The sequence below is a fragment of the Amycolatopsis coloradensis genome, assembly GCF_001953865.1.
Classification (GTDB): domain Bacteria; phylum Actinomycetota; class Actinomycetes; order Mycobacteriales; family Pseudonocardiaceae; genus Amycolatopsis; species Amycolatopsis coloradensis.
This window is the reverse complement of sequence record NZ_MQUQ01000017.1, coordinates 109159-134657: the sequence shown is the minus strand read 5'-3', so window position 1 is coordinate 134657 and position 25499 is coordinate 109159. Positions and strand designations below refer to the sequence as shown.

The 25499-nt window shown below is 68.7% G+C and carries 20 protein-coding genes and 3 pseudogenes; 9 read left to right on the top strand and 14 right to left on the bottom strand.

From position 1 onward, the window contains the following. Positions 1-606, bottom strand: a complete 606-nt coding sequence (locus BS329_RS29900; RefSeq protein WP_076164785.1) for a bifunctional adenosylcobinamide kinase/adenosylcobinamide-phosphate guanylyltransferase — start codon at positions 604-606, stop codon at positions 1-3. Between the two features lie 36 nt (positions 607-642). On the opposite strand from BS329_RS29900, the gene BS329_RS29895 reads away from it, so the two are divergent. Continuing rightward, on the top strand, positions 643-1575 hold the full coding sequence (locus BS329_RS29895) for a cobalamin biosynthesis protein (protein ID WP_076164783.1): 933 nt from the start codon (positions 643-645) through the stop codon (positions 1573-1575). Further along, positions 1572-3029, top strand: a complete 1458-nt coding sequence (locus tag BS329_RS29890) for a cobyric acid synthase (RefSeq protein ID WP_076164781.1) — start codon at positions 1572-1574, stop codon at positions 3027-3029. The genes BS329_RS29895 and BS329_RS29890 overlap by 4 nt, the downstream gene beginning before the upstream one ends. Before the next feature lie 39 nt (positions 3030-3068). Here BS329_RS29890 and BS329_RS29885 read toward each other — a convergent pair. Continuing rightward, positions 3069-3623: pseudogene (locus BS329_RS29885) on the bottom strand (TetR/AcrR family transcriptional regulator); the annotation flags it as partial. Between the two features lie 59 nt (positions 3624-3682). Here BS329_RS29885 and BS329_RS45575 point away from each other — a divergent pair. Continuing rightward, positions 3683-3961 (top strand): annotated as a pseudogene (locus BS329_RS45575) (SDR family NAD(P)-dependent oxidoreductase); the annotation flags it as partial. Positions 3962-4290: 329 nt separating this feature from the next. Here BS329_RS45575 and BS329_RS29875 read toward each other — a convergent pair. Then, positions 4291-5073: a CbtA family protein gene (locus BS329_RS29875; protein ID WP_076164777.1), complete on the bottom strand. Its 783-nt coding sequence runs from the start codon at positions 5071-5073 to the stop codon at positions 4291-4293. Positions 5074-5087: 14 nt separating this feature from the next. Next, positions 5088-5294 carry a CbtB domain-containing protein gene (locus BS329_RS29870; protein WP_076164775.1) on the bottom strand — a complete coding sequence of 69 codons (207 nt, stop codon included), beginning with the start codon at positions 5292-5294 and terminating at the stop codon, positions 5088-5090. A 207-nt stretch (positions 5295-5501) separates the two neighbouring features. Between BS329_RS29870 and BS329_RS29865 the strand changes: the two genes are divergently transcribed. Next, entirely contained in the window at positions 5502-6395 is an 894-nt protein-coding gene (locus BS329_RS29865; protein WP_084750339.1) for an ROK family protein, read from the top strand. On the opposite strand, the gene BS329_RS29860 is transcribed toward BS329_RS29865, so the two are convergent. The 4 genes from BS329_RS29860 to gltB form a co-directional block, all read right to left on the bottom strand. Beyond that, positions 6385-7170: a DeoR/GlpR family DNA-binding transcription regulator gene (locus BS329_RS29860; protein WP_076164772.1), complete on the bottom strand. Its 786-nt coding sequence runs from the start codon at positions 7168-7170 to the stop codon at positions 6385-6387. The genes BS329_RS29865 and BS329_RS29860 overlap by 11 nt on opposite strands. A gap of 300 nt (positions 7171-7470) precedes the next feature. Then, the gene (locus tag BS329_RS29855) at positions 7471-8883 is read right to left on the bottom strand and encodes a Dyp-type peroxidase (protein WP_076164770.1); all 1413 of its coding nucleotides are present in this window, start codon (positions 8881-8883) and stop codon (positions 7471-7473) included. Positions 8884-9141: 258 nt separating this feature from the next. Beyond that, on the bottom strand, positions 9142-10593 hold the full coding sequence (locus BS329_RS29850) for a glutamate synthase subunit beta (protein WP_076164768.1): 1452 nt from the start codon (positions 10591-10593) through the stop codon (positions 9142-9144). Further along, complete coding sequence (gene gltB / locus BS329_RS29845; RefSeq protein ID WP_076164766.1) at positions 10586-15127, bottom strand: glutamate synthase large subunit; 4542 nt, start codon at positions 15125-15127, stop codon at positions 10586-10588. Before gltB ends, BS329_RS29850 begins: the two co-directional genes overlap by 8 nt. Positions 15128-15677: 550 nt before the next feature. Between gltB and BS329_RS29840 the strand changes: the two genes are divergently transcribed. Continuing rightward, complete coding sequence (locus BS329_RS29840) at positions 15678-16346, top strand: YigZ family protein (protein ID WP_076164764.1); 669 nt, start codon at positions 15678-15680, stop codon at positions 16344-16346. Positions 16347-16367: 21 nt separating this feature from the next. Here BS329_RS29840 and BS329_RS29835 read toward each other — a convergent pair whose 3' ends face one another. The 3 genes from BS329_RS29835 to BS329_RS29825 all read right to left on the bottom strand — a co-directional run bounded on the left by BS329_RS29835 (position 16368) and on the right by BS329_RS29825 (position 17859). Further along, on the bottom strand, positions 16368-16937 hold the full coding sequence (locus BS329_RS29835) for a GNAT family N-acetyltransferase (RefSeq protein WP_076164762.1): 570 nt from the start codon (positions 16935-16937) through the stop codon (positions 16368-16370). A gap of 41 nt (positions 16938-16978) precedes the next feature. Further along, positions 16979-17248, bottom strand: a complete 270-nt coding sequence (locus BS329_RS29830; protein WP_076164760.1) for a hypothetical protein — start codon at positions 17246-17248, stop codon at positions 16979-16981. A 131-nt stretch (positions 17249-17379) separates the two neighbouring features. Further along, positions 17380-17859 carry an Lrp/AsnC family transcriptional regulator gene (locus tag BS329_RS29825; RefSeq protein WP_076164758.1) on the bottom strand — a complete coding sequence of 160 codons (480 nt, stop codon included), beginning with the start codon at positions 17857-17859 and terminating at the stop codon, positions 17380-17382. A 111-nt stretch (positions 17860-17970) separates the two neighbouring features. On the opposite strand from BS329_RS29825, the gene BS329_RS29820 reads away from it, so the two are divergent. Next, a complete protein-coding gene (locus BS329_RS29820; protein ID WP_076164756.1) occupies positions 17971-19029 on the top strand; it encodes a Glu/Leu/Phe/Val dehydrogenase dimerization domain-containing protein in 1059 nt (352 codons plus the stop codon). 227 nt (positions 19030-19256) lie between these two features. Here the strand turns inward: BS329_RS29820 and BS329_RS44785 are convergent. Then, positions 19257-19364: pseudogene (locus tag BS329_RS44785) on the bottom strand (DNA-binding response regulator); the annotation flags it as partial. Between the two features lie 184 nt (positions 19365-19548). On the opposite strand from BS329_RS44785, the gene BS329_RS29815 reads away from it, so the two are divergent. From BS329_RS29815 to BS329_RS29805, 3 genes are all read left to right on the top strand, one after another. Beyond that, a complete protein-coding gene (locus tag BS329_RS29815) occupies positions 19549-22329 on the top strand; it encodes an FAD-binding and (Fe-S)-binding domain-containing protein (RefSeq protein ID WP_244197344.1) in 2781 nt (926 codons plus the stop codon). A gap of 105 nt (positions 22330-22434) precedes the next feature. Further along, the gene (locus tag BS329_RS29810; protein ID WP_076164754.1) at positions 22435-22617 is read left to right on the top strand and encodes a hypothetical protein; all 183 of its coding nucleotides are present in this window, start codon (positions 22435-22437) and stop codon (positions 22615-22617) included. 76 nt (positions 22618-22693) lie between these two features. Further along, positions 22694-23899: a cytochrome P450 gene (locus BS329_RS29805; RefSeq protein WP_076165017.1), complete on the top strand. Its 1206-nt coding sequence runs from the start codon at positions 22694-22696 to the stop codon at positions 23897-23899. Here BS329_RS29805 and BS329_RS29800 read toward each other — a convergent pair. Beyond that, positions 23880-24794 (bottom strand): phosphotransferase family protein, encoded by a 915-nt coding sequence (locus tag BS329_RS29800; RefSeq protein ID WP_076164752.1) that lies wholly within the window; start codon positions 24792-24794, stop codon positions 23880-23882. The two genes, BS329_RS29805 and BS329_RS29800, sit on opposite strands and share 20 nt — an antisense overlap. Before the next feature lie 41 nt (positions 24795-24835). Further along, on the bottom strand, positions 24836-25402 hold the full coding sequence (locus BS329_RS29795) for a TetR/AcrR family transcriptional regulator (protein ID WP_076164751.1): 567 nt from the start codon (positions 25400-25402) through the stop codon (positions 24836-24838). Between the last annotated feature and the right edge of the window lie 97 nt (positions 25403-25499).

Genomic DNA, 25499 nt, shown 5'->3' with positions numbered 1-25499 from the left:
CTAAGGCAGGTCGAGCATCCGCCCGGCGACGACCAGCACGGTCCGGTCGGAGACGGCGGAGACCCGGTTGTTCAACGCGCCCAGCACATCACGGAACACCCGGCCGGACACCGTCGCAGGCACCACACCGCTGCCGACCTCGTTGCTCACCGCGATCACCGGCACACTCGCCTGCTCCCACGCGGCCAGGAAGTCTTCGAGCCGGTCGTCGAGCCGCCGCTCCCAGCCCTTCTTCTGGTCCCAGGCGCCGACCTCGTCGAGCACCCGGGCGATCCAGGTGCCGAGACAGTCGATGAGCAGCGGATGCGTCGCGGTGCGCAGCACGGTGGCCAGATCGGTGGTCTCGACCGTCTTCCAGGTGCTCGGCCGCCGTGCGCGGTGCGCGGCCACCCGAGCTGCCCATTCGGGATCGTCGGCGCTCGGCGGCAGCCCGGGCGCGAGGTAGGTCAGGTGCGGGTGACGGGACGCGAGCCGCTCGGCGTGGTGTGACTTCCCAGAGCGGACGCCGCCCAGTATCAGCACCTTGCCGTCGTCGCGCGAGTAGCGGCGAAGTGCCCGCGCGAGAGTCTCCAGAACCCCCGCGAGGCGATGCGTCAGCTTGGTCATACCCCGCATTCTCGTGCACGCGCTACGGTTCGCCACGTGCCACTCCGACAAGCCGCCACCGCAGCCGGACTCGTTACCGGTTACGTCGCCGACGCCGTGTTGGGAGATCCACGACGAGGACATCCGGTCGCCGGCTTCGGCCGCGCCGCGCAAGCCCTTGAACAGCGGGTTTGGGCCGATTCGAAGGTTCGGGGTGCGGCGTATACCGCCGTTTGCGCGGGAACCGTCACCGGAATGGGGGTCATCGCCCAATTCTTGACCCGGAAGCGGCCGTTCGCGCGGTTCGCGCTCACCGCGGTGTCCACCTGGGTGGTCCTGGGCGGGCGCGGGCTCGCGGCCGAGGGCACACGCATGGCCCGGCTGCTCGACGACGGCGATCTGCCCGGCGCGCGGCAGCGGCTCTCACACCTGTGCGCCCGTGACGCCACTGGCCTCGACGCCGGACAGCTCGCGCGCGCGACCACCGAGTCCCTCGCCGAGAACACTTCGGACGCCGTCGTCGCGCCGTTGCTGTGGGGTGCGGTCGCCGGGATCCCCGGCCTGCTGGGGTACCGCGCGCTCAACACCCTGGACGCGATGGTCGGCTACCGGTCGCCGCGCTATTCCCGGTTCGGCTGGGCGTCGGCCAGGGCGGACGATCTGGCCAACCTGGTCCCGTCCCGCGTCGCTGCGGCGCTCACCGTGGCGTCGGCGCCGCTCGCGGGCGGCTTCGCCGAATCCGCGTTCCGGATCTGGCGCCGCGACGGGAAGCACCACCCGAGCCCCAACGCCGGCCAGGTCGAGGCCGCCTTCGCGGGTGCGCTCGGGATCCGGCTGGGCGGGACGAACAGCTATGGCGGCCGCACCGAACGCCGCGGCGTGCTCGGCGACGGCCGCGAGCCGGAACCGGTGGACGTGCGTCGCGCGGTCCGCCTGTCGAGAGCGGTCGGTCTCGCCGCGCTCGCCGTCGCGGTGGCGGTCACGCGGTGAGCGGCCTGCTCGTCGCGGGGACGACGTCGGACGCGGGCAAGAGCCTGGTCACCGCCGCGTTGTGCCGCTGGCTCGCGCGCCGGGGCGTGCGGGTCGCGCCGTTCAAATCCCAGAACATGTCGAACAACTCGATGGTGTGCGCGGACGGTGCCGAGATCGGCCGCGCGCAATGGCTGCAAGCACGCGCGGCCCGCGTCGAACCCGAAGCCGCGATGAACCCGGTACTGCTGAAACCCGGGAGCGATTGCCGCAGCCACGTCGTCGCGCTCGGGAAACCGTTCGGCACTCTGGAAGCGGGGGAGTACGCGACCGGCCGGGCCGGGCTCGCCGAGATCGCCTTCGACACCTTCGCCTCACTGCGACGGCGATTCGACGTCGTGCTCTGTGAGGGCGCGGGCAGCCCGGCCGAGATCAACCTGCGCCAGGGCGACTACGTCAACATGGGGCTGGCGCGGCGGTTCGGCCTGCCCGTGGTGGTCGTCGGCGACATCGACCGCGGCGGTGTCATGGCCGCGATGTTCGGCACTCTCGCTCTCCTTTCCGCCGAAGACCAGGCACTGGTTTCGGGTTGGCTGGTCAACAAGTTCCGTGGTGACGTCGGCCTGCTGCGGCCGGGGCTGGAAACGCTGGAGAAGCTCACCGGCCGGTCGGTCTTCGGCGTGCTGCCCTGGCTCGACCAGGTGTGGATCGACTCGGAGGACGCGCTGGCCGCCGCGGGCTGGGGCGCGACCGGTGGATCCCTGCGCATCGCGGTCGTGCGGTTTCCCCGCGCCTCCAACGCGACCGACGTGGACGCGCTCGCCGCCGAGCCCGGTGTCTCGGTCGCTTTGACGGCTGATCCGGACACGGTCCTTTCCGCCGACGTGGTGATCCTGCCGGGCTCTCGTGCCACCGTGGACGATCTGGCGTGGTTACGCGCTCGCGGTCTGGCGGACGCTGTGCGGGCGAGGGCCGCGGACGGTTGTCCGGTGCTGGGAATCTGCGGCGGCTACCAGATGCTGGCCGCCGAGATCGAGGACGACGTCGAGTCCGGCGCGGGAACGGTCCCCGGCCTCGGCCTGCTGCCGACCCGTGTCTCGTTCAGCGCTGACAAGGTGCTGGCCCGGCCGTCGGGTGAATGGCGGGGTCAACCCGTGGAGGCGTACGAGATCCACCACGGCGCTGTGACGACCACCGGTCCCACCGAGTCCTTTTTGGATGGATGTCGGCAGGGTTCGGTGTGGGGCACGATGTGGCACGGCGCCTTCGAGAACGACGGTTTCCGCCGTGCCTGGCTGGGCGAAGTGGCTGACTGGTCACCCGCCCCCGGGGCGCAGGGGTTCGGCATGCTCCGGGAGAGCATGCTCGACAGGCTCGCCGACGCCGTCGAGGAGCACGTCGACACCGCTCGTCTCCTGCGCCTGATCGAAACGGGTGTCAATGTCGATCTGCCTTTCGTCCCGCCCGGTGCTTGAGCCTGGCCGCAGCGCGCGCAGCATCAGCCGGACCACCGAGTCGCCGAACTCCTCGGTGAGCGGTCCGGTCCGCAGCAGCCACCGGTAATAGACCGATCCATAGAGCAAATCCACCGCGGCGTCGATGTCCGCGCCGTCGATCTGACCGGCTTCCGAAGCGCGGTGGAAGCGTGCCCTGGTCGCCTCCAGCCACGGCCGCATCAGCCGCTCATCGAGTTCCGCAGACAGTTTCGCGTCGCCTTGGATCGCGGTCAGCAGTGCGCGGTAGAACGCCTCGTAACCCTTGTCCGCCAGGGGGTTCACCGTGGACCGGAGCGCTGTGCGCAGGTCCGCGCCGAGGTCGCCGGTGTCCGGGAAGGTCAGCTCGCCCGCACCCTGGACGAGCGTCAGGTACGCGTCCAGCACCAGCGCGCCCTTGTCCGGCCACCACCGGTAGATCGTCTGCTTGCCCACCCCCGCCCGCGACGCGATCGCCTCCACCGCCAGCTTCGGGTAGCCGACCTCGCCGAGCAATTCGGTCGTCGCGGTCAGGATCGCCTGCCGTGAACGTTCGCTGCGCCGAGTCGGATCCGGGGACTTGACGTTTCCAGCCATGCCGGTATCGTAGCACAACGAGACGAGACGGTTCGTCTCGTGACCCGAAGGAGCTGGAAATGCGCACTTGGTTCATCACCGGAGCAGGCCGCGGTCTCGGGCGTCTCGTCGCCGAGCACGTCCTCAACGCCGGGGACAACGTCGTCGGCACCGCTCGCCGCCCCGAGGTGCTCGACGATCTGGCCGCCGCGAGCGAAGGCAGAGTGGTCATCCTGCCTCTTGACGTCACGGACAGAGCCGCCGTCTACGAGACGGTAGAGGGTTTCGGCCTGATGGGCGCGGTCGAAGAGGTCGGCGAGGACGACGCGCGGGCGATCATGGAGACGAACTTCTTCGGCGCGCTGTGGATGAGCCAGGCCGTGCTCCCCGTGCTGCGGAGGCAGGGTGAAGGCCGGGTCGAGCCGCGGATCTACGCCACCGACTTCATGGGCGCCCGCCTCAAGACGTCACCGATGAACCCGGCCTACAATCCGGTACACGCGGCGCTGATAACGAAGTACGCCGATGATGTCCCCGGCGACCCGGTGAAGGTCGCCGAGGCCGTCCTCGAACTGGGGCCAGTGACGCCCCGCCCCGCCCCGCCGCCTGTTGCTCGGCGACGGGGACTTCGACGTCATCGTGGACCTGCACCAGAGCCGCGTCGCGGAATGGCGTTCGTGGGAGTCCGTCAGCCGGGCTGCGGGCTAGTGACTTCCTTACGCGCCAGCACCTTCTCGGCCAAGGTGCCGAAGGTCAGGCCGAGCACGGTCCACAGCACCAGCTGGGTGCCGACAGAGGCCAGCCGGAAGCTCCACAGCGTGGAACCGGGAAACCCGCCGGGGACCTCGTCGATCGACGGCAGCAGCGCCGCCGCCACCGCGATCAGCACGACATACCCGCCCGCGGCGCTCAGCCCGCCGCGCCAGGCGCCGAGCTTGTCGGCCAGCTTCCGGCCGAACGCCGCGGCGAGGATGCCGATCAGCAGCGAAAGCGCGACGAAGCCGAAATACAGCGAAGTCCGGCTTCCGATCGTGCCCGCCTGCCCGACGGCCGGCGGATTCGCCGGGTATTTCAGGAACGGCACCAGGAACACGACCACGAAGGCGCTCGCGGTGAGCAGCGCGGCCGTCACCCGGGGCCGGAGGGTGCCGATGCGTCCATAGACGAAAGCGAACGCCAGCGAGAACAGGCCACCGACGGCGACGCCGTAGAGCCCGACACCGGTCAGCAGGCCGACAGTGCTCTGCACACCACGGGTGACCAGCTCTTCCTCCTCGGCCTCAGCGTCGGCAGGAGGGTGCTCGTGGGCGTCGGGAGCGGCGTCGGGAGCGCTGTGCGAATGCGCGGCGCCGCCTTCGAGACCGATGGCGGTCTCGACCGAAGGCTCACCGAAGAAGTACGCGAAAAGGGTCGCCAGGACACCGGCGATCAGGCCCGCGAGCATGCCGCGGACCAGCAAGGACCTCATCATGGGGCGCGTGCCGCCTAGTGGCAGGGGAAGGCCAGCAGGTGCCGGCCGTCGTGGACGAACTCATGGACGTACGAGTTCGCGAACACCGACACCGCACCCTGCTCGGCGCTGACAAAGTACAGCGTGATCAGCGAAAGGAGGATGACGAGCACCGCCCAGGGCAGGATTTCTCGGACGGGGATCCGGATCGGGACGGGTACTGCGGCTACCGCTTCGGACATGGCGGTGGGACCTCCTCGGGCTAGCGCGGCCTCTTCAGGGGTGACACGACGGCTCCGGGTCTGGCTTCCCCGAACCGGATGGTTCGAGGTCACAGTGGCGCGACCGCGCGGAATCTCACCGCGTTCCGGGTGCCGACGTCTGGCCGGTCGAGCCTAGGTCTCCGCAAAGCGTCCGGTCAATGTGACAATCCAGCTATGACACCTGCGGTGGCGGCACTCGATGTCGGCGGCACGTCCATCAAGGCGGCCTTGTACGACGCGGACCTGAAGGACTTGGCCAGCTTGCGCGAGCCGACGGCGCGCGGAGCGGATGGCGAGGCGCTGGCGGACCAGGTCGCGCGGATCGTGGAAACACTGGGCAAGCAGGCGGGCACCGGCACGCCGGACGCCGTCGGCGTGGTCATCCCCGGCATCGTCGACGACGTCGAGCGAGTGGCGCGGTTCTCGGCGAACCTCGACTTCCGGAACGTCCCGTTCGGTGAACTGCTCGACAGCAGGCTGGGGTTGCCGTTCGCGTTCGGGCACGACGTCCGCGCCGGCGGGCTCGCGGAGTTCCGTGTCGGCGCCGGCAAGGGCTGCACCGACGCCGCCTTCATTCCGGTCGGTACCGGGATCGCGGCCGCGCTCCAGCTCGACGGGAAGCTGTACGCCGCCGGTGGGCAGGGCGGCGAGATCGGGCACATCGACGTCGGCCACCGGCTGCCGTGTGGCTGCGGCGCGACTGGATGCCTTGAGGCGATCTCCTCGGCGTCGGCCATCGCCCGCCGCTACAGCGAGCACACCGGGCGTCCCGCCGAAGGCGCCGAAAAGGTCGTCGACGCCGCCCGGCACGGGGACGAGGCCGCGATCTCGGTGGTCAACGACGCCCTCGACGGACTCGGTCACGGCATCAAGACCCTGGTCACCTTGCTGGCACCGGAGGTCGTCGTGCTTGGCGGCGGCTTGTTCACCGCCGGTGACTACGTACTCGAACCGGTCCGTGCCTGGCTGGCCGCGAACCTGCAATTCCAGCGGATGCCGGAACTGCGGATCGCCCAGCTCGGCGACGAGGCGGGCAGGCTCGGCGCGGCTTTGCTGGCCCTGGACCTGCTCAAGCCTTGACCACCCGCACGCCTTCCTCCTCGAAGGCGTGCACTCGCTCGGGATCCGCGCGGCCGTCGGTCACGAGAACGTCGACATCGGCGGTCGCGCAGATCTTCGCGAAGGCGTGACCGCCGAGCTTCCCGCTGTCGGCGAGTACGACGACCTGCCTCGCGCGGGCCGCCATCAGCCGGTTCGTGCTCGCGTCGCCTTCGTGGTGTGCCTGCGCGCCGTGCACCGGGTCGAACGCGTCCACCCCCAGGAACACCAGATCCAGCGAGATCTGGTCGAGGAACAGATGGGACAGCGGCCCGGACAGGTCGAACGACTGCTGCCGTGCGACCCCGCCGGTCACCACGATCTTGATGTTCGGCCGGACGGCGAGTTCGTGGGCGATGTTGAGCGCGTTCGTCACCACGGTGAGCAACGGGCCGCCGCTCGGCTCGCCCATATCCGGCCGGGTGGCGAGAGCCCTGCCCACCTCGGTGCTCGTGGTGCCGCCGTTGAGGCCGACCACCATGCCGGGATCGACCATTCTCGCCGCGGCCGCCGAGATCCGTTGCTGCTCCGGTGCGTTGCGCGCGGCCTTGTGCCGCAACGGAAGGTCGTAGGCGACGTTGCTCGCGACGGCGCCACCACGGGTGCGGACCACGAGATTGCGGCCTGCGAGGTGATCGAGATCCCGGCGGATCGTCGCGGGGGAGACCCCGAGTTCGCCCGCGGAGACTTCGACGTCGACTTTCTCCCGCTCCCCCACCATGTCCAATAAGGCCGTCAGCCGTTCATGCCGATTCATCTCCAGCTCCCTCCCCGAAGCGCGATAAGTCGCTCACCGCATCGGACAAAGTACTACGCGTCGTGATACGGGCGGAGAGAAGAGGCAGGTTTGGGACGGCAAGGAGAAAAAGGGAAGAGTGGGCGCCGGCCACCCCCAGTGTGACCGGCGCCCACCGATGGCCGGCACGCCCAGGACCGGCCCGTCTCGCGGGCTATCGGCGTCGACTCCGAACCGATATCCGTTTTGCGTCCGTTCCGGTGACGTTCGGCGGACAACCCGCCGCCCGATCACCGGAACCGGCCACAGTGCGTGAGGAAATCAGCCCTTCCCGCCCAGTCCGCGCAGGAAGGCGAGTGACGGCATGAAGAAGTATTCGCCGCCCTTCAGTGTCACCGCCTGCGGGAACGGATCCGCGGTCACCGTCTGGGTGCCCGCCCATTCCTTGGCGTAGACGGATTCCGGGCGCGGCCCCTGGCCGATGACCGGATCGAGGCCCGGAGGCTTGACCCCGGCGTCCGGAATCGGGAACGACGGGTTGTTCGCCCAGGACGCCTGGGTGAACTCGAACTGGTTGTCCAGCGACGAATTGAACGCCATGAACAGCAGGCCGACCCCGCCGCTCGGCCGGGCCGACGGCGGCAGGTCGCCGTTCGGGTCGTCGGCCCGTTCGCCATAGGGCACCCCCCGCCGCGCCATCAGGTGCAGGCGCTCCTGCGGGGGTTCCTCGGCGCCGCCGCTGCCCCGCGGGTTCGTCTTCCGGATATGGGCCTGGAAGGGGCATTTGGCGCCGGCGTCGTCACTTTCGTAGTCGAAGTTGTTCGGTACCGGGCTTTCCTCCCCGTCTTCCCGTTGCGTGGTCAGCGGTGTGCCGTCCTCGAACCGGCCGACGATCATCGCACCCGCGCGCTCACGATCTTCACCGGCGAGGCCCAATTGATCCGCCAAGGCCTCCTCGGCCTGCTTGAATCGCCGTACATTCTGTTCCAGTTTGCGGAAAACGAAGTAGCTGCCGAAATGCACGCCGGGATCGGGAGCCGAGTGATCCGGGACGAGTACCTGGTTCAGTGGAGCGGTCGGGTCCCAGGTGGTGATCCCGTCCGTTCCGGACTTTTCCGCGAGGATGTCTTCGATCAGGAAGAGCGGCTGGCTCCGGCCGTCGACGTATCCGAAGTGTTCGATCCCCTCGCCCTGGGCGTTCACCCGGCCGAGTCCGGTTTCCTCCGCGACAACGGAAACCGTCGGCGGAATCAGCGCGAGAACCTCGTTCCGGCGCGCGGTCATCGGAGCGTCCGCACCGTCACCGATGATGACGACGGCGTGGATGTCGTGGTGGTATCCGCCATCGAACGTGGAACGAGGCGGGTCGTTCAGCTTCTCGCGGGTTTCCTGGTCACGCATGCCGCGGAGGAACGATTCGTCCTGCGGCGCCTCGATCTTCAGGAACCGGTAGCCCGCCGCGGTCAGCCCGGTGCCGACGTAGGGCGATCCCTTCACGCCCTCGGCCTTGAAGCGGTCGACCTCGATCAGATGCGTTTTCGCGGACTTCATCAGCGGAACGAGTGACGCGAGGAACTTTTTCGCGGCCGCCGCCTCTGAAAAACGTAGGAAAAGCGCGGAGAAATGGTCGCGAGCGTGTGCCTTGAGGATGTTCGGCTGAAGTTCGTCGAGCATCTTCGCGGCGCCGCCGGTGGCCTTCTTCCATTCCAAAGGCACGCTCAAATCAACGGTCATAGCAAGGAACCCCCTCATCGGGACCCGCTCGACGGCTCCGGCAGGTCTTGCCGGTCCCCGCCGCCGCGCGGGTCTTACCCCTTGATACAACCGATACCGAAAGCTCGGCGTCTTCACTCGCAAGTACCCTCTTTCGGCGGTTTTATCACCCGAAAGAACCAACGAGGCGATTACGCCACGCAATTAGTCCTCTACTTGCGATAGTTGCGCGCGCAACCAACGCAAGTAGAGGACTAAACGCGGCGGGAAGAGCGACCGCTAGGAGAGGGGCCGGTCGGTGGGGGCGATGGGGGCGGGCAGGACGTCCCGTCCGGTGAGGAACGCGTCGACCCCGGCCGCGGCGGAGCGGCCTTCGGCGATCGCCCAGACGATGAGCGACTGGCCACGGCCCATGTCCCCGGCCACGAACACGTTGTCGACACTGGTCTTGAACGCCTTGTCGCGGGCGACGTTGCCACGCGGATCCAGTTCGACGTCGAGCGCCTCCAGCAGGCCATCCCGCTCCGGGCCGACGAAGCCCATCGCGAGCAGCACCAGCTGGGCGGGCAGTTCGCGTTCCGTGCCGGGCACCGGGACGAACTTGCCGCCCTCGTTGCGCACCTCGACCAGCTTCAGCGCGCGAACGCGCCCTCCCTCGTCAGCGGCGAAACTTTGGGTGTTGACCGAGTACAGCCGCTCGCCACCCTCCTCGTGCGCGGACGAGACGCGGTAGATCATCGGGTAGGTCGGCCACGGATGCGCGTCGGACCGCGAAAGCGGCGGCTTCGGCATGATCTCCAGCTGCGTCACCGACTTCGCGCCCTGGCGGTGCGAGGTCCCGACGCAGTCCGCGCCGGTGTCGCCGCCACCGATGACGACGACGTCGAGGCCCTCGGCGCTGATCGGTGAGACGTCCAGTTCACCGGCCGCGACGCGGTTCGCGTGCGGCAGGAACTCCATCGCCTGGTAGATGCCCTGGTGCTCGCGGCCGTCGATCGGCAGGTCGCGCCACGCCGTCGCGCCACCGGCGAGGACCACGGCGTCGTACGACGACTTGAGTTCCTCGACGGTGAGGTCGACGCCGACGTTCACCGACGTCCGGAACTCCGTGCCTTCCGCCCGCATCTGCTCGAGGCGGCGGTCGAGGCGGTGCTTCTCCATCTTGAATTCAGGGATGCCGTAGCGCAGCAGCCCGCCGATCTTGTCGGCCCGCTCGAAGACCACGACGCTGTGGCCCGCGCGCGTGAGCTGCTGCGCCGCGGCGAGTCCCGACGGGCCGGATCCGACCACCGCCACCTTCTTGCCGGTCTTGACGACCGGTGACTCCGGCGTGACCCAGCCTTCTTCGAAGGCCCGGTCGATGATCGAGATCTCGACCCGCTTGATGGTGACGGGATCGTCGTTGATCCCGAGCACACACGCCGTCTCGCACGGCGCCGGGCAGAGGGTCCCGGTGAATTCCGGGAAATTGTTGGTCGCGTGCAGCCGTTCGGCCGCCTCACGCCAATCGTCGCGCCAGGTCAGCGTGTTCCACTCGGGGATCAGGTTCCCGAGCGGGCAGCCCTGGTGGCAGAACGGGATACCGCAGTCCATGCAGCGCCCGGCCTGCTTCTGCAGCTTCGTCGTCGCGAAGTCCTCATACACCTCGCGCCAGTCCATCAGGCGCAGGTCGACGGGACGGCTCTTCGGCGTCTCGCGAGTGGTGGTCAGAAAGCCCTTGGGGTCAGCCATGTGCGGCCTCCATGATCGCCTCGTTCACATCGCGCCCATCGCGCTCGGCTTTCGCCTGCGCCGCGAGCACACGCTTGTAGTCCTTCGGCATGACCTTGCCGAACCGGTCGACGGCGGCGTCCCAGTCGGCGAGCAGCGCACGCGCGACCGCGGATTCCGTTTCGTCGTAGTGCTTTTCGAGCACCTCGCGCAGGAAGTCCACATCGGACGAATCCAGCGGGTCGACGTCGACCATCTCCGGGTTGATCCGGTACGCGGGCAGGTCCAGCACGTAGGCGACACCGCCCGACATCCCGGCCGCGAAGTTGCGGCCCACGTTGCCGAGCACGACGACACGGCCACCGGTCATGTACTCGCATCCGTGGTCGCCGACACCTTCGACGACGGCCAGCGCACCCGAGTTACGCACGCAGAACCGCTCGCCGACCTTGCCGCGGATGAAAATCTCGCCGCTGGTCGCGCCGTAGCCGATCACGTTGCCCGCGATGATGTGCTCTTCGGCGTTGTACCGCGCCACCTCGGGCGGCCGCACGATGAGCCGCCCGCCGGACAGTCCCTTGCCGACGTAGTCGTTGCCGTCACCGTAGAGCCGCAGGGTGATGCCCTTCGGCACGAACGCGCCGAACGACTGACCGGCGGTCCCGGTGAAGGTGACGTCGATGGTGTTGTCCGGCAGGCCTTCGCCGCCCCACCGCTTGGTGAGCTCGTGGCCGAGCATGGTGCCGACGGTCCGGTTCACGTTGCGCACCGGCAGTTCCAGCCGCACCTTGTCCCCGGACGACAGCGCGCCCTCGGCCAGCTGGATCAGCGTGTTGTCGAGCGCCTTCTCCAGCCCGTGGTCCTGCACCGTCTGCTGGTGACGCAGACCGGCGGGTGCCGTGTCGGGCACGTGGAAGATCGGCGACAGGTCGAGTCCGGCGGCCTTCCAGTGGTCGATCGCCTTGCGCTTGTCGAGCATCTCGGCGTGGCCGACGGCCTCGGCGATGGACCGGAAACCCAGTTCCGCCAGATACTCCCGGACCTCCTGCGCGATGAACTCGAAGAAGTTCACCACGTACTCGGCCTTGCCGCTGAACTTCTCGCGCAGCTTCGGGTTCTGCGTCGCGACGCCGACCGGGCAGGTGTCGAGGTGACACACGCGCATCATGATGCAGCCGGACACCACCAGCGGCGCAGTCGCGAACCCGAATTCCTCGGCTCCGAGCAGCGCGGCGATGACGACGTCGCGGCCGGTCTTGAGCTGGCCGTCGGTCTGCACCACGATCCGGTCGCGCAGCCGGTTGGCCAGCAACGTCTGCTGCGTTTCGGCGAGGCCGAGTTCCCACGGTCCGCCGGCGTGCTTGATGGACGACAGCGGGGAAGCGCCGGTGCCGCCGTCGTGCCCGGAGATGAGCACGACGTCCGCGTGCGCCTTGGAAACGCCCGCCGCGACCGTGCCGACGCCGACCTCGGACACGAGCTTCACATGGATGCGCGCGGCCGGGTTGGCGTTCTTGAGGTCGTGGATCAGTTGCGCCAGGTCCTCGATCGAGTAGATGTCATGGTGCGGCGGCGGGGAAATGAGACCGACGCCGGGCGTGGAGTGCCGCGTCTTCGCGATCCACGGGTACACCTTCGCGCCGGGCAGCTGGCCGCCCTCGCCGGGCTTCGCGCCCTGCGCCATCTTGATCTGGATATCGTCGGCGTTGACCAGGTATTCGCTGGTGACGCCGAACCGTCCACTCGCGACCTGCTTGACCGCGCTGCGGCGCTCGGGATCGTAGAGCCGGTCCGGATCCTCGCCGCCCTCACCGGTGTTCGACTTGCCGCCGAGGCGGTTCATCGCGATGGCCAGGGTTTCGTGCATCTCCGACGAGATCGACCCGTACGAGATCGCGCCGGTGGCGAACCGCTTGACGATCTCGGAGACCGGTTCGACCTCGTCGATCGGCACCGCGGGTCGCTGGCCGATCTTGAAGTCGAACAGCCCGCGCAGCGTGTACAGCTTCTGTGCCTGGTCGTCGACGGACTTCGTGTACTCCTTGAAGACCTCGTACTTCCCGGCGCGGGTGGAGTGCTGGAGCTTGAACACCGTCTGCGGGTTGAACAGGTGCGGCTCGCCCTCGCGGCGCCACTGGTAGTCCGCGCCGGTCTCCAGCTCGCGGTGGTTCGCGCGGAACCCGTCGGCGGGGAACGCGCGGCGGTGCCGCTGCGCGACTTCCAGCGCCAGCGTGTCGAAACCGACGCCGCCGAGGCGGGAAGTGGTGCCGGCGAAGCAGTTCTGGATGACCTCGTCGCCGAGCCCGACCGCTTCGAAGATCTGCGCGCCGGTGTAGGAGGCCACTGTGGACACTCCCATTTTCGACATCGTCTTCCGGACGCCCTTGCCCAGCGCCTTGATCAGGTTCGTGGTCGCCTGCTTGGCGGTGGCTCCGGCGATCAGGCCCTGGTCGGCCATCTCCTCGACGGTCGCCATCGCCAGGTACGGGTTCACCGCCGCGACGCCGTAGCCGATCAGCAGCGCGATGTGGTGGACCTCGCGCGCGTCACCGGCCTCGACGATGAGGCCGGCCTGGGTGCGGGTCTTCTCGCGCACCAGATGGTGGTGCACCGCGCCGGTGAGCAGCAGCGACGGGATACCGGCGTGGTCCTCGTCGATCCCGCGGTCGGACAGCACGATCAGCCGCGCGCCCTCGGCGATGGCCGCGGACACCTCGGCGCGGATCTCGTCGAGCCGCCGCACGAGCGCCTCGCCGCCACCGTGGACGTCGTAGGTGCCCTGCACGGTGACCGACTGGAACTCGGGCAGGTCGCCGTCGTCGTTGGCGTGCACCAGTTTCGCGAACTCGTCGTTGTCGAGCACCGGGAACGGCAGCACGATCCGGCGGCACGACGACGCGTCGGCCTCCAGGAGGTTCGGCTCCGCGCCCAGCTGGGTGCCGAGCGAGGTGACCAGCTCCTCGCGGATCGCGTCCAGCGGCGGGTTGGTCACCTGGGCGAAGAGCTGGATGAAGTAGTCGAAGAGCAGCCGCGGACGGCTGGACAGCGACGCGAGGGGGGAGTCGTTGCCCATCGAGCCGATCGGTTCCGCGCCGGTGCGGGCCATCGGTTCGAGCAAGACGTCGAGTTCCTCTTCGGTGTAGCCGAAGGCCTGCTGGCGGCGCACGAGCGCGGCGTGCGCCGGGATCTCGCGTTCGCGATCGGGGAGCCCCGCCAGCGGCAGCAGCCCGTCCTCGACCCACTCGTCGTACGGGTGCTCGGTGGCGAGCTCGTTCTTGATCTCCTCGTCCTCGATGATCCTGCCTGCCTCGGTGTCCACGAGGAACATGCGGCCCGGCTCCAACCGTCCTTTCCGGACGATCGTGGACTGCTCCAGCTCCAGCACGCCGACCTCGCTGGCGAGGACGACGAGGCCGTCTTCGGTGACCCAGTACCGGGCAGGGCGGAGGCCGTTGCGGTCGAGCACCGCGCCGATCTGGGTGCCGTCGGTGAAGGAGACCAGCGCGGGGCCGTCCCACGGCTCCATCAGCGTCGAGTGGAACTCGTAGAACGCGCGGCGCGCGGGATCCATCTCCTGATGGTTCTCCCAGGCTTCCGGGATCATCATCAGCACCGCGTGCGGCAGTGACCGGCCGCCGAGGTGGAGCAGCTCCAGCACCTCGTCGAAGGACGCCGAGTCGCTCGCGCCGCGCGTGATGACCGGGTAGATCCGCTTGAGATCACCCGGGATCAGGTCGGATTCGAGCAGCGCCTCACGGGCGTCCATCCAGTTACGGTTGCCGCGCAGGGTGTTGATCTCGCCGTTGTGGGCGACGTACCGGTACGGGTGCGCCAGCGGCCACGACGGGAAGGTGTTGGTGGAGAACCGGGAGTGCACCAGGCCGATGGCGCTGGTGACACGCTCGTCGGTGAGGTCGGCGAAGAACTTCTCGACCTGCGGCTCGGTGAGCATTCCCTTGTAGACGATCGTCCGTGAGGACAGGCTCGGGAAGTAGACGTCGTCCTCGACCAGCTCGTGCTCGGCGCGTTTGCGCACCACGAACGCGGCGCGTTCCAGCGCCAGTCCCGACAGTCCGTCTCGTAGCCCGGCCAGGAACAGCTGGCTGAAGTGCGGCATCGTCTCGGCCGCGCCGGTGCCGACGTGTTCGGTGTGGACGGGCAGATCACGCCAGCCGAGTACACGCATGCCTTCTTCGGCGGCGATGCGCTCGATGGTGGTCATCGCCCGGCCGCGCGGTTTTTCGTCCTGGGGCAGGAAAGCCGTGCCGACGGCGTACGCGCCGGGTTCGGGCAGGTCGAAGCCGACGACGTCGCGATAGAACTCGTCGGGGACCTGGATCAGGATCCCGGCGCCGTCGCCGGTTTCCGGGTCGGCGCCGCGGGCCCCGCGATGTTCCAGGTTCCGCAGCGCGATCAGTGCTTTGGCGACGATGCCGTGATCGCGTTTTCCGGAGAGATCGGCGACGAACGCGACACCACAGGCGTCGTGTTCGAACTCCGGGTCGTACAGGCCTTCGGGGGCCTTGCTGCCCTTGTTGCCGGCATGGTGGGTCACGGCTGGCCGCCTCCCAAGGCGTCGGCGCGACCGGTAGCACTCCGTTCGGGTGGTTCGAAGCTGAACCAGTTAACGAAGTGGTCCGGGACCGCGATGGTCAGTCGAGAGGGAACGAATCCGCCCCGCGAAACGGGGGCAGGGTTCGTAGAGCCGCACTGCACTGGGCGGCCGATGCGCTTGTCTGTACTGCGGTGCGCCGTGTGCCGCCAGACCGTTGTGGTGGATGGCAGGCGGGGCGCACGTGTTACTCCCGGGTTCGCCGGTCTTATGACGATAGTGTGAAATCGCTGTTATCGACATACGTCGCCGGGTCGGGGTGGGAAATGCCACGCGGGCGTTGACTTCACTCATCATCTGCTCACTGGTTGGAACGACCGTTCCACTGAGTGGGGCACCCGGGTCCTGACCTGCGTGAACGCTCGCTCACGTCACTCGATAGTGTGACCTGCATCGCGCAGTGGAGTGGGTTTACCGGCGTCGCGGCTACCCCAGGTGACCATCGAATCGCCCGAACGGCAGAGCGTCCCGCCCGGTTTGAGAGGCTTGGCCGATGGCGGATCGTTATCTCACCGTGGCGGGCACCGGGGTCCACGAGATCGAAATCCGGCGTTCGCGGTTCCTGTGCGCGCTCGCCCCGGTGACCTCGGAAGAGGCCGCCCGCGAGGTGATCATTGCCCGGAAGAAGGCCGATCCGGCCGCCCGGCACCACTGCCACGCGTTCGTCCTCGGCGCCGACGGCAGGGGCGACTCGATGGATTCTCGGCGGGAAAGTGTGCCTCGAATCGAGCGTTCGAGTGACGACGGCGAGCCCTCCGGGACGGCGGGCACCCCGATGCTCGAGGTGCTCCGCCGCCGGGAGCTGACCGACACGGTCGCGGTGGTGACCCGCTACTTCGGCGGGGTCCTGCTCGGGGCGGGCGGCCTGATCCGCGCCTACGGGCAGGCGGTCTCCGAAGCCGTCGACGCCGTCGGGGTGCGGGAGTACCGGCGGCTGCGGCTGGTGGAGGTCGTCGTCGACTACGACCGGGCCGGACGGCTGGAGAACGACATCCGCTCGTCGCCGTACCTGCTGCACGCGACGCGGTTCGAGGACGTCGCGCACTTCGACGTCGGGCTCGCGCCGGACCAGGGCGAGGCGTTCCACGCGTGGCTGGCCGACCTGACCGGTGGCGAGGCCCGCACCGGCGAAATCGGCGAAACCTGGCTCGCCACCCCGTGACCGGACGGCGAACTCGCGTGCTCAGAGGCGGACCTCGCGGGACCGCCACTCCTCCAGGGTGATGGCGTACTCGACCTCGCCCTCCTCGGTGCCGGGGATCGGGTCGTCGAAGTCCTCGTGATAGGTCCGGACGTGCCGCATGCCGATCTTCTCCATCACCCGGCGTGACCCCAGGTTCACCGCCATGGTGGCCGCCCAGATCCGCCGTGCCCCGAATTCGGTGAAGCCCTTCTCCAGCAGCGCGAGCGAGCCTTCGGTGGCATAGCCCTTACCCCAGGACGAGCGATTCAGCCGGTAACCCAGTTCCGGGTCGTCCGTGTGATGGCCGCGCAGCGGCCGGAAATGGAACCACCCCAGGAAAGCCCCGCTGGACTTCTCGATCGCCGCCCAGAACCCGTAACCGGGGAAACGCTCGTAGTAACCGAGAAAAGCGGGAAGGTCACCCTTTTCGATCTCCGCTCGGTCGGCGGGTTTGCCCCCATTGAGGTACCGCATGACTTCGGGGTCGTCGTAGAGCGCGAACAGTTCATCGACGTCGGCGTCGGTGAACTGCCGCAGCAGGAGCCGTTCGGTCTCCAGAAAGACACGCATCAGCAGATCGTGGCGTCCTTCGCACGTCCCGGCAAACGCTTTTAAGCGGCGGCCAGCGGCGGGAACGCGCCCTCCAGCGCCACCGCCCCGGCCTCGGTGAGCCGGGCGGGGACGCGTTCGCCCCAGCGGCCGCCGCGCGCGGGTGCCACCAGGCCGAGGTGGGCCAGGCGGTGCGCGGTGTGCTGGTCACAGCAGGCGAGACCGTCGACGAACAGGTCTGGCTCGCAACTGCGACTGATCTCGGCGTGGCCCTCGGCCACGGCTCTCAGGGTGGCCCGCTCACGATGGTTCAGCTCTGTCCGAACGTCCATGGCGTCCCTCCTTTCTGTTCCACTGTGACCAGTCAAACCCATACCCCCGACAGTTTCCGTCTTCTCCGGTGCGAAGTCTGGGATTTCGGGCGGACTTAGGGGTGGCGTGTCGGGTATTCCAGGGTGAGAACCTAGGGATTGTCACCAGGTATTCGCAGCGGAAGCGATTCCAGCTCGGTCTTGCGCAGATGCCGGAAAATGATCGAACTCCGGAACCCGACGATCTCCTTGCGCTTCGACAACCGATCCACCAGGAATGAGTGGAGCTGTTCGACGTCCTGTGCGGCGACGTGGATCAGGAAATCGTCGCTGCCGGCGGTGACGAAGACCGAAAGGACCTCCGGCAATTCGGCGACCGAGCGCTGGAAGGAGTCGATCACCTCACGGCTCAGCGGCCGCACCTGTGCCGAGACCATCGCCTGGACGCCGCGATTGAGGCTGCGCAGGTCGATGTCCGCGTGGTAGCCGCGGATGACACCACGTTCCCGCAGCAGCCGTGTCCGTTCGAGACAGGTCGACGGCGCGACGCCGACCTTCCTGGCGATGTCGCGGTTCGACTGCCGCGCATCCGCCTGGAGTTCCCGGATGATCGCCGAATCAAGTTCGTCCACCTTGCCCCTTTCCCCAGATCTGCCGAATATCGTTCGGCAGGCCATCGATCAGCCTGACGATCAGCCTAACTTCAACGCAAGTAGCCGACTAATTGCGTGAAGGGGAGCGAGATGTCTGTACAGGAGTTGGTCGTCCGGCGGGGGCGCCGATCAGGGGTGACCACGATGGTCGCCGTGCATTCCCGTGTACTCGGCCCGGCCGTCGGCGGTTGCCGGTTCAAGGTCTATCCGGGCCTTCGCGACGCGATCGACGACGTCCTGCGGCTTTCCGCGGCGATGACCCGTAAATGCGCCGTCGCGGGCCTGGACTTCGGCGGCGGCAAGAGCGTCATCGCGCTCGACAGCCCGCCGGCACCGGAGCAACGACGGGAGATCCTGCTCGATCACGCCGACCTCATCGCGTCACTCGACGGTGCGTATCTCGCCGGTCCGGACGTCGGCACCGGCCCGGACGACATGCTCGTGCTCCGCGAGCGGACGCGGCACGTGTTCTGCCTCCCCGAGGAGCAGGGCGGCACCGGGTCTTCCAGCGGACCGACCGCGATCGGGGTACTCGCCGCGCTGCGGGCCGGGGCGAAGGCCGTTTTCGGCGATCACGAGATGAAGGGCCGCAAGGTGGTCATCAGCGGCTACGGCTCGGTCGGCGCGCATCTAGCCGCGGACCTGGTCGCTCAGGGCGCCGAGGTCATCGTGTCCGATGTGGACGAACGACGGCTCCTCGCCGCCGAAGAACAGGGGCTGAGCCGGGTCCGTCCGGAGCGGGTACTCGACATCGCGGCCGACGTCCTGATCCCGGCCGCCGTCGGTGGGGTGTTCGGCCCCGCCACCGAAGTCGCGGTGCCGCTCGTGGTCGGCCCGGCCAACAACCAGCTCACCGAGGACGCGGTGGCGGACAACCTCGCCGCCAAAGGGGTCGTCTGGGTTCCGGACTTCGTCGCGAGCGCCGGGGGAGTCGTCTACACCCTCGGGCGCGAAGCGGAGAACCTGACGCACGCTGAGGCACTCGCCCGGGTCGAAAGGTTGGAAACGACCACGCGACAGATCCTCGACGCCGCTTCGGCCAACGGCACCACACCGCTGACCGAAGCGAACGCGCTCGCCGAAGCCCGGCTCACTTCTGATGCGGAGCCACGTACTCCTTCGCCTCAGGAGCCTCGAACAGCGGCTTGACGTAGCGGACGCCGCCCTCGGCCGACGCGTCCGGTGTCGCCGCGTACCCCTGACGCATCGCCGGGGTGCCCACAACTACCGCAACCAGAGGACGAATCGCGTCGGGCGGTTCGCGTGATCGAAGGGACGACACGCGTGATTGGATGGACGAAACGCGGGCGGGGTTCGCGTGTGCAGAGGAGGCTGGCTTCGGAGCCTTCCCGATGGCCGTGACGCCGTTACGGGCGTCTGCCCTGTGCCGCCAGCCGCAGGACCTCGTACTCGCGTCGCGTCAGGCCGCTGCGGGCCAGCGCGTCGGGCCGATCGTCGTCGGGGGAGATCCGCGGGTCGACGACCAGGGTGGTGAGCGGCTCTTCGCGCTCGCGCAGAGCCCGCCGAGCACCGCGCTGTGCTCGGCGGCGAGGTCTTCGGCGGCGTGCCGTCTGGCCGTCACGCGCTCACGATCGCACACTGGGCGTGGTTTCCGACACACCCGGCTGGAGAGGTTCACCGATGCTTTCTCGCCCCCGGTTGTCTTGAATGGACTCCGTGGAGATCCTGGCCGACGCCGCGACACTGGCGCTGTATACGACCGACGCCTCCAACTACCGGCACGTGCCCCGGGGGGTGGTGCTGCCGCGGAGCGTCGACGAGGTGATCGCGGCCGTCGCCGCCTGCCGTGCGGCCGGGCTGCCGGTGATCGCCAGAGGCGGCGGCACCAGCGTGGCGGGCAACTCGTGCGGTCCTGGCGTCGTGATCGACACGTCACGCCACCTCGGCGGCGTCCTCGACCTCGATCCCGTGGCGCGGACGGCGAGGGTGGCGCCCGGCACCGTCCTCGACCACCTCCAGGCGGTCGCCGCGCCGCACGGCCTCCGGTTCGGGCCCGACCCGTCGACGCATTCACGCTGCACGATCGGCGGGATGATCGGCAACAACGCCTGCGGTTCGCATTCGGTCGCCTATGGTCGCACGGTCGACGTCGTCCGCGAACTGGACGTGCTGCTCTACGACGGCACCCGGCTGACCGTCGGGCCGACCTCACCGTCCGAAGTGGACTCGCGAGCGGCCGGACCCGGTACGGAAGGCAGGGTCTTTTCGGAGTTGCGGGCGCTCGTCCGCGACAATCTGGCGTTGCTGCGCACCGAACTGTCCACGTTCAGCAGGCGGGTGTCCGGATACGGGCTCGAACACCTGTTGCCGGAGAACGGTTTCGACGTCGCCAAGGCGCTCGTCGGCAGTGAGGGCACCTGCGTCACCGTGCTGGAGGCGACGGTCTCCCTCGCCGAGATGCCGGAACGCAAGGTGCTCGCGGTGCTCGGTTTCGAGTCCGACATCGCCGCGGCCGACGCCGTCCCGGCGATCTTGCCGTGGTCGCCGCTGACCGTCGAGGGTGTCGACGCGGACCTCGTCGCACTGCTGGAACCGGGCCGCGCGGACGGACTGCCGCCGGGTGGAGCCTGGTTGTTCGTCGAGATGACCGATCCGGGCCGGGCCCGCGGGCTGATCGCGGAACTGCGCGGCGCGTTGACCGGATCCACGCTGCTGGACGACGCGGCCGCGCAAAAGCGGTTGTGGCGGATCCGCGAGGAAGGCGCCGGTCTCGCGACGCGACTGGCCGGCGGCGAGGAAGCCTGGCCCGGCTGGGAGGACGCGGCCGTCCCGCCCGCGCGTTTGGGCGCCTACTTGCGCGAGTTCAAGAGCCTCATGCGGAAACACGGCCGCAAGAGCGTGGTCTACGGCCACTACGGCGAGGGCTGCCTGCATCTGCGGCTCGACTTCGACCTGCTTTCCCCGCGGGGGATCGCCGGGTTCCGGTCGTTCCTCGAAGAAGCGGCCGACCTGGTCGCCGCGCACGGCGGCTCGCTGTCCGGGGAACACGGCGACGGCCAGGCTCGGTCGGAACTGCTGCCCCGGATGTACAGCCCCGAGATTCTCGCGCTTTTCGCGCGGTTCAAGGGAATCTTCGACCCGGCGGGCAAGATGAACCCCGGCATCCTCGTCGCTCCGCGGCCGGTCGACGCCGATCTCCGGGTGCGGCGAGCGCCGCTGGACCTCGAAGACGTCACCGTACTCGCGTATCCGGAGGATCAAGGAAGTTTCGGGCAGGCGATGCGGCGCTGCGTCGGTGTCGGGAAATGCCGCGACACCACCGGCGCGGGTGTGATGTGCCCGAGTTACCGCGCCACCCGAGAGGAGAAACACTCGACACGGGGCCGCGCGCATCTGCTCGCCGAGATGGTGAACGGAGAACTGATCACCGACGGCTGGCGTTCCGAAGAGGTCGCCGAGGCGCTGGATCTCTGCCTGTCGTGCAAGGGCTGCCTGTCCGATTGCCCGGTCGATGTCGACATGGCGACCTACAAGGCGGAGTTCCTGCACCAGCACCACAAGGGACGGCTGCGCCCGGCGTCGCACTATTCGATGGGCTGGCTGCCGGTGTGGCTGCGCGCGGCGTCACTGGCGCCGCGGCTGGCGAACACGATGTCACGCCGGTTCCCCGGCCTGCTGAAGAAGTTCGGCGGGATCGCGCCGGAACGGGAGCTGCCGACGTTCGCGAGGACGTCGTTCACCGGGCGCCGCAAGGATCTCCGGCGGTGGGCGACCGGTTCGCGGCCCGTCGTGCTGTGGCCCGACTCCTTCAACAATTACCTGACGCCGGACGTCCTCGACGCCGCGGCCGAGGTGCTCACCGCGGCGGGCTACGACGTCGTCCTGCCCGACCGCGGCGTCTGCTGCGGCCTCACCTGGGTGTCCACCGGACAGCTCGACGTGGCGAAGAAAGTGTTGCGCCGCACGCTTTCCGTGCTCGAACCGTATCTGCGGGCGGGCTATCAGGTGGCGGGGCTGGAGCCGAGCTGCACGGCTCTCTTCCGTGGCGACCTCGAGGCCTTGCTGCCGGGTGATCCGGTCGCGAAACTGCTCGCCGGGCAGACCAGGACGTTCGCCGAACTCGTCGAGGACTCGCCGCTCGAGTTCCGGTCGCTGGAGGTCGAAGCGCTCAGCCAGGTGCATTGCCACCAGCACGCTGTGCTCGGTTTCGGTGCCGACGAAGCCGTGATGCGTGCCGCGGGTATCCACAATTCCACCATGGATTCCGGCTGCTGTGGCTTGGCGGGCAACTTCGGCTTCGAACGCGGGCACTACGACGTCTCCGTCGCCTGCGCCGAAGACCGCATGCTGCCCGCGATCCGCGGCGCGGCCGAGGGTACCGAGGTGGTCGCGGACGGGTTCAGCTGCCGGACGCAGATCGAGCAGCTCGACGGACGCCGGGCACTGCACCTCGCGGAACTGCTACGGCGTGCGCTGCCCCCGTCGTGAGTGTTCGGGTCGTCAGAGCGAACCGTGCCTGTACCTACGGCGGCTGGGCCGGGACTGGGAACACTCGCCGGAAGCCTTACTGGACGGTTGATCCGTGAAAGTCACGTGAAGCTCAGCGAGGCGCTGTGGCTGTCCGTCCGCGCCGGTGCCGAGAGGGCCGGGATGTTGCTGGCCTACACGGCTTTCATCGGGTTGATCCAGGAGCTGCGGGCGAGCGGCGGAACACTGCTCTCCCCGGCCGGACGGCCGGGCTATCTGGAGTTCATGCGCGGAATTATCACGCGGTGAGAAGGATCTTCGGCTCTTCGGGGAGGTGACCGGCCGGAACCTTCCTGTGGTGCGCCGCACCGCTCATCATCGGCCCATGACAGCCACGTACCCCGCGGCCAAGAAGCACGCCGCGACCCCGATGGGCGCGATCTACGCCGAGTATCCGCCGATGTCCCGGGTCCTCTTCCCCAGCGGCTGCGAGGGCTGGCTGGTGACCCGGTACGAAGACGTCCGCCTGATCTTCTCGGACCCGCGGTTCTCCCGGAACCTGCTCGCCCCCGGCGCGCCCTGCCTCATCGAGCCGGGCGACTTCTCCACCGGCGAGCACAGCATCCTGAACATGGACCCGCCGGATCACACGCGGTTGCGGAAGCTGTCGGCACCGGCCTTCACCGTCCGCCGGATCGCCGCGCTGCGGCCGCGGATCCAGGAGATCGCCGTCGAACTCCTGCGCACGATGGTCGCGCAGGGGCCGCCGGTGGACCTCGTGGAGACGTTCGCCTTCCCCCTGCCCACCGCGGTCATGTGCGAAATCCTCGGCGTCCCGTTCGAAGGCAGGGAACGGTTCCGCCAGTGGTCGCGGGTGATCGTCACGCCGATGGCGTACACCCCGGCGGACGTGGCGCGGGCCCGGCGTGACGGTGCGGAAGACATGGCCGCGCTCGTCGCGGTCAAGCGGGCTAAGCCGGGGGAGGAGGACCTGCTGAGCGTTCTCGTGCACACCCGTGACGAAGACGGCGACCGGTTCACCGAGGCCGAGTTGATCGATCTGGCCACGCAGCTTCTGCTGGCCGGGCACGAGACCACGGTCAGCCTGATCGCGACCGGGATCGTGCTGCTGTCGGCGAATCCGGACCAGTTCGCCGCGCTGCGCGAGGATCCCGATCTGACGGCGGGAGCCGTCGAAGAGATCATGCGCTTCGACGGACCGGCCGACGCGTCGCTGCTCCGGGTCGCGCTGGAGGACGTCGAACTGAGCGGTGGCCTGGTCCGGCGCGGTGAGGCAGTCTTGGCGCACACCGGCGCGGCGAACCGTGACGAGAGCGCCTTTCCCGGCGCGTCGGAGTTCGACATCCGGCGCCGGAACGCCCCGCAACTGGGCTTCGGGCACGGCATCCACTTCTGCCTCGGCGCGGCACTCGCGCGGCTCGAAGGGGAGATCGCGTTCCGGACCCTGCTCGACGGACTGCCGGGACTGGACGTCGCCGTGCCGCTCCCGGAGATCGGGTGGCGGCCGCCGCTTTCGATCCGCGGCCCGGAAGCCGTGCCGGTGACGTGGGCTACCACCAAACGCGGCTGAGGCTCTCCAGCGTCGGCTCTCCTGGTGCCGGGAGAACCTTGAAGTACCACGTGAAATTGCTGTAGACGTGCAAAAGCGCGTACGCCAGGCAGCGCCGCGAGAACCCGTCGTCCGGATCGGCGCCGTACCCGGCGAGCAACCGCTGCAGGAAATCCTTGTCCCCACCGGAAACGAACAGGCCGACGGCGACGAAGTCGTACTCGGCCGCGCCCCGCATCGCCGGTTCGAAGTCGAAGAGCCCGGTCAGCTGCGGGCGTTCGCCGTCGTGGGTGACCATGACGTGGTCTCGCATGAACTCGGTGTGCAGCGGGACGACGGGCGGCGAGCCCAGGTCGACGGAATCAAGGAACGCCGGGATCCGGGCGATCCAAGCCTCGTCGAGGCCGGTCCGGCGGTGATGCTCGACGGCGTTCGCGCGTTGCCCGGCGACGAACGCGGCCCAGTCCGGCGGATCCAGCACGTCCAGTCGCGGGTCGCGCAGCGAATGCAGGGCGGCCAGCGCCTCGCCGAGTTCGGGAGCGAGCCGGTGTTTGTCCTCTGTGGACAGTTTCGGCCAGGCGTCCTTCAGTGTTTCGCCGCGCAGGCGCTCCATGAGCACGTAGCCCCAGCCGTCCCGCTCGCCGACGTCGTGCACGGCGGGCGTCGGGATCGGGAGCTTGCCGTGCAGGACCTCGAGCATCGTCCGCTCGGTGGGGAGTTCGTCCAGATGTACCGGTGGGAACAGCTTGAGCACCAGGTCTTCGCCGACGGCGTAGACCGGCAGCGAGCCTTCGGTGAACGGGACGACTTCACCGAGACCGAGCGACCCGGTCAGTGACGTCACCGCCGGAAGGAGGTCTTGCCTGGTCAGTGCGTCGAACTCGGCTTCGGTGCCGGCGGGCGGGAACGAGGTCACGGCGCTGACCGTAGAACAGCGGGCCGTGGACCGCGAGGTAATTACCCGCTGCGCTCCAGCAGCGTCCGTGCCGCACCGAGCACGAGACGGCAGACGTCGTCGGGATCCGCGCTGGCCAGGGGCTCCTTGCCGGTGATCTCGCGGACCAGGCCGATGCCGAGCAGCCACGCCAGAATGAGGTCGGCCCGCAGATCCGCGTCGTCGGCGTCGGTCAGCGTGGCCAGCACCTTCGCGTACTCCTGGCCGAGTTGCCGCCGGACCGTGGTCGCCGCGCTGTCGTGCCCGGTCGAGCGCAGGTAGGCGTCGAGCGTGCGATCCCGCCTGGTGTCGGACTCCAGCATGCTGCGCAACGCCGTCCCGAGCAGTTCGCCCGGTGGGGTGGTGGCGATCTGCTCGCGTCCGCCGCGCGCCAGTACCTCCTCGAAGAGCGCGTCCTTCGAGCCGAAGTAGCGGAACAGCAGCGCCTGATTGGCTCCGGCGAGCTTCGCGATGTCTCGCACGGTCGTCCGGTCGAAACCGCGTTCGGCGAACAGAGCGGCCGCCGCGTCGAGCAGGGCCGCCTTGGTCGCGGCCGCGTCGCGCTTGCGGACCTGCGGTTCTTCCGTCATCGGGCAAAGGCTAGCCGGACGTCGCACGGTAGGCGCATTGACGCTTTCCGTGCTCGTGGCTAGCGTTGTAAGCAGTTGCTTACAAACCGCCGAGCCG

Excerpts from the sequence above, each read along its gene's own strand:
- BS329_RS29900 (WP_076164785.1), bottom strand. The coding sequence starts at position 606 with ATGACCAAGCTGACGCATCGCCTCGCGGGGGTTCTGGAGACTCTCGCG.
- BS329_RS29875 (WP_076164777.1), bottom strand. The coding sequence starts at position 5,073 with ATGATGAGGTCCTTGCTGGTCCGCGGCATGCTCGCGGGCCTGATCGCC.
- BS329_RS29870 (WP_076164775.1), bottom strand. The coding sequence starts at position 5,294 with ATGTCCGAAGCGGTAGCCGCAGTACCCGTCCCGATCCGGATCCCCGTC.
- BS329_RS29860 (WP_076164772.1), bottom strand. The coding sequence starts at position 7,170 with ATGAATCGGCATGAACGGCTGACGGCCTTATTGGACATGGTGGGGGAG.
- BS329_RS29855 (WP_076164770.1), bottom strand. The coding sequence starts at position 8,883 with ATGACCGTTGATTTGAGCGTGCCTTTGGAATGGAAGAAGGCCACCGGC.
- BS329_RS29850 (WP_076164768.1), bottom strand. The coding sequence starts at position 10,593 with ATGGCTGACCCCAAGGGCTTTCTGACCACCACTCGCGAGACGCCGAAG.
- BS329_RS29840 (WP_076164764.1), top strand. The coding sequence starts at position 15,678 with ATGGCGGATCGTTATCTCACCGTGGCGGGCACCGGGGTCCACGAGATC.
- BS329_RS29835 (WP_076164762.1), bottom strand. The coding sequence starts at position 16,937 with ATGCGTGTCTTTCTGGAGACCGAACGGCTCCTGCTGCGGCAGTTCACC.
- BS329_RS29830 (WP_076164760.1), bottom strand. The coding sequence starts at position 17,248 with ATGGACGTTCGGACAGAGCTGAACCATCGTGAGCGGGCCACCCTGAGA.
- BS329_RS29820 (WP_076164756.1), top strand. The coding sequence starts at position 17,971 with ATGTCTGTACAGGAGTTGGTCGTCCGGCGGGGGCGCCGATCAGGGGTG.
- BS329_RS29815 (WP_244197344.1), top strand. The coding sequence starts at position 19,549 with ATGGACTCCGTGGAGATCCTGGCCGACGCCGCGACACTGGCGCTGTAT.
- BS329_RS29805 (WP_076165017.1), top strand. The coding sequence starts at position 22,694 with ATGACAGCCACGTACCCCGCGGCCAAGAAGCACGCCGCGACCCCGATG.
- BS329_RS29795 (WP_076164751.1), bottom strand. The coding sequence starts at position 25,402 with ATGACGGAAGAACCGCAGGTCCGCAAGCGCGACGCGGCCGCGACCAAG.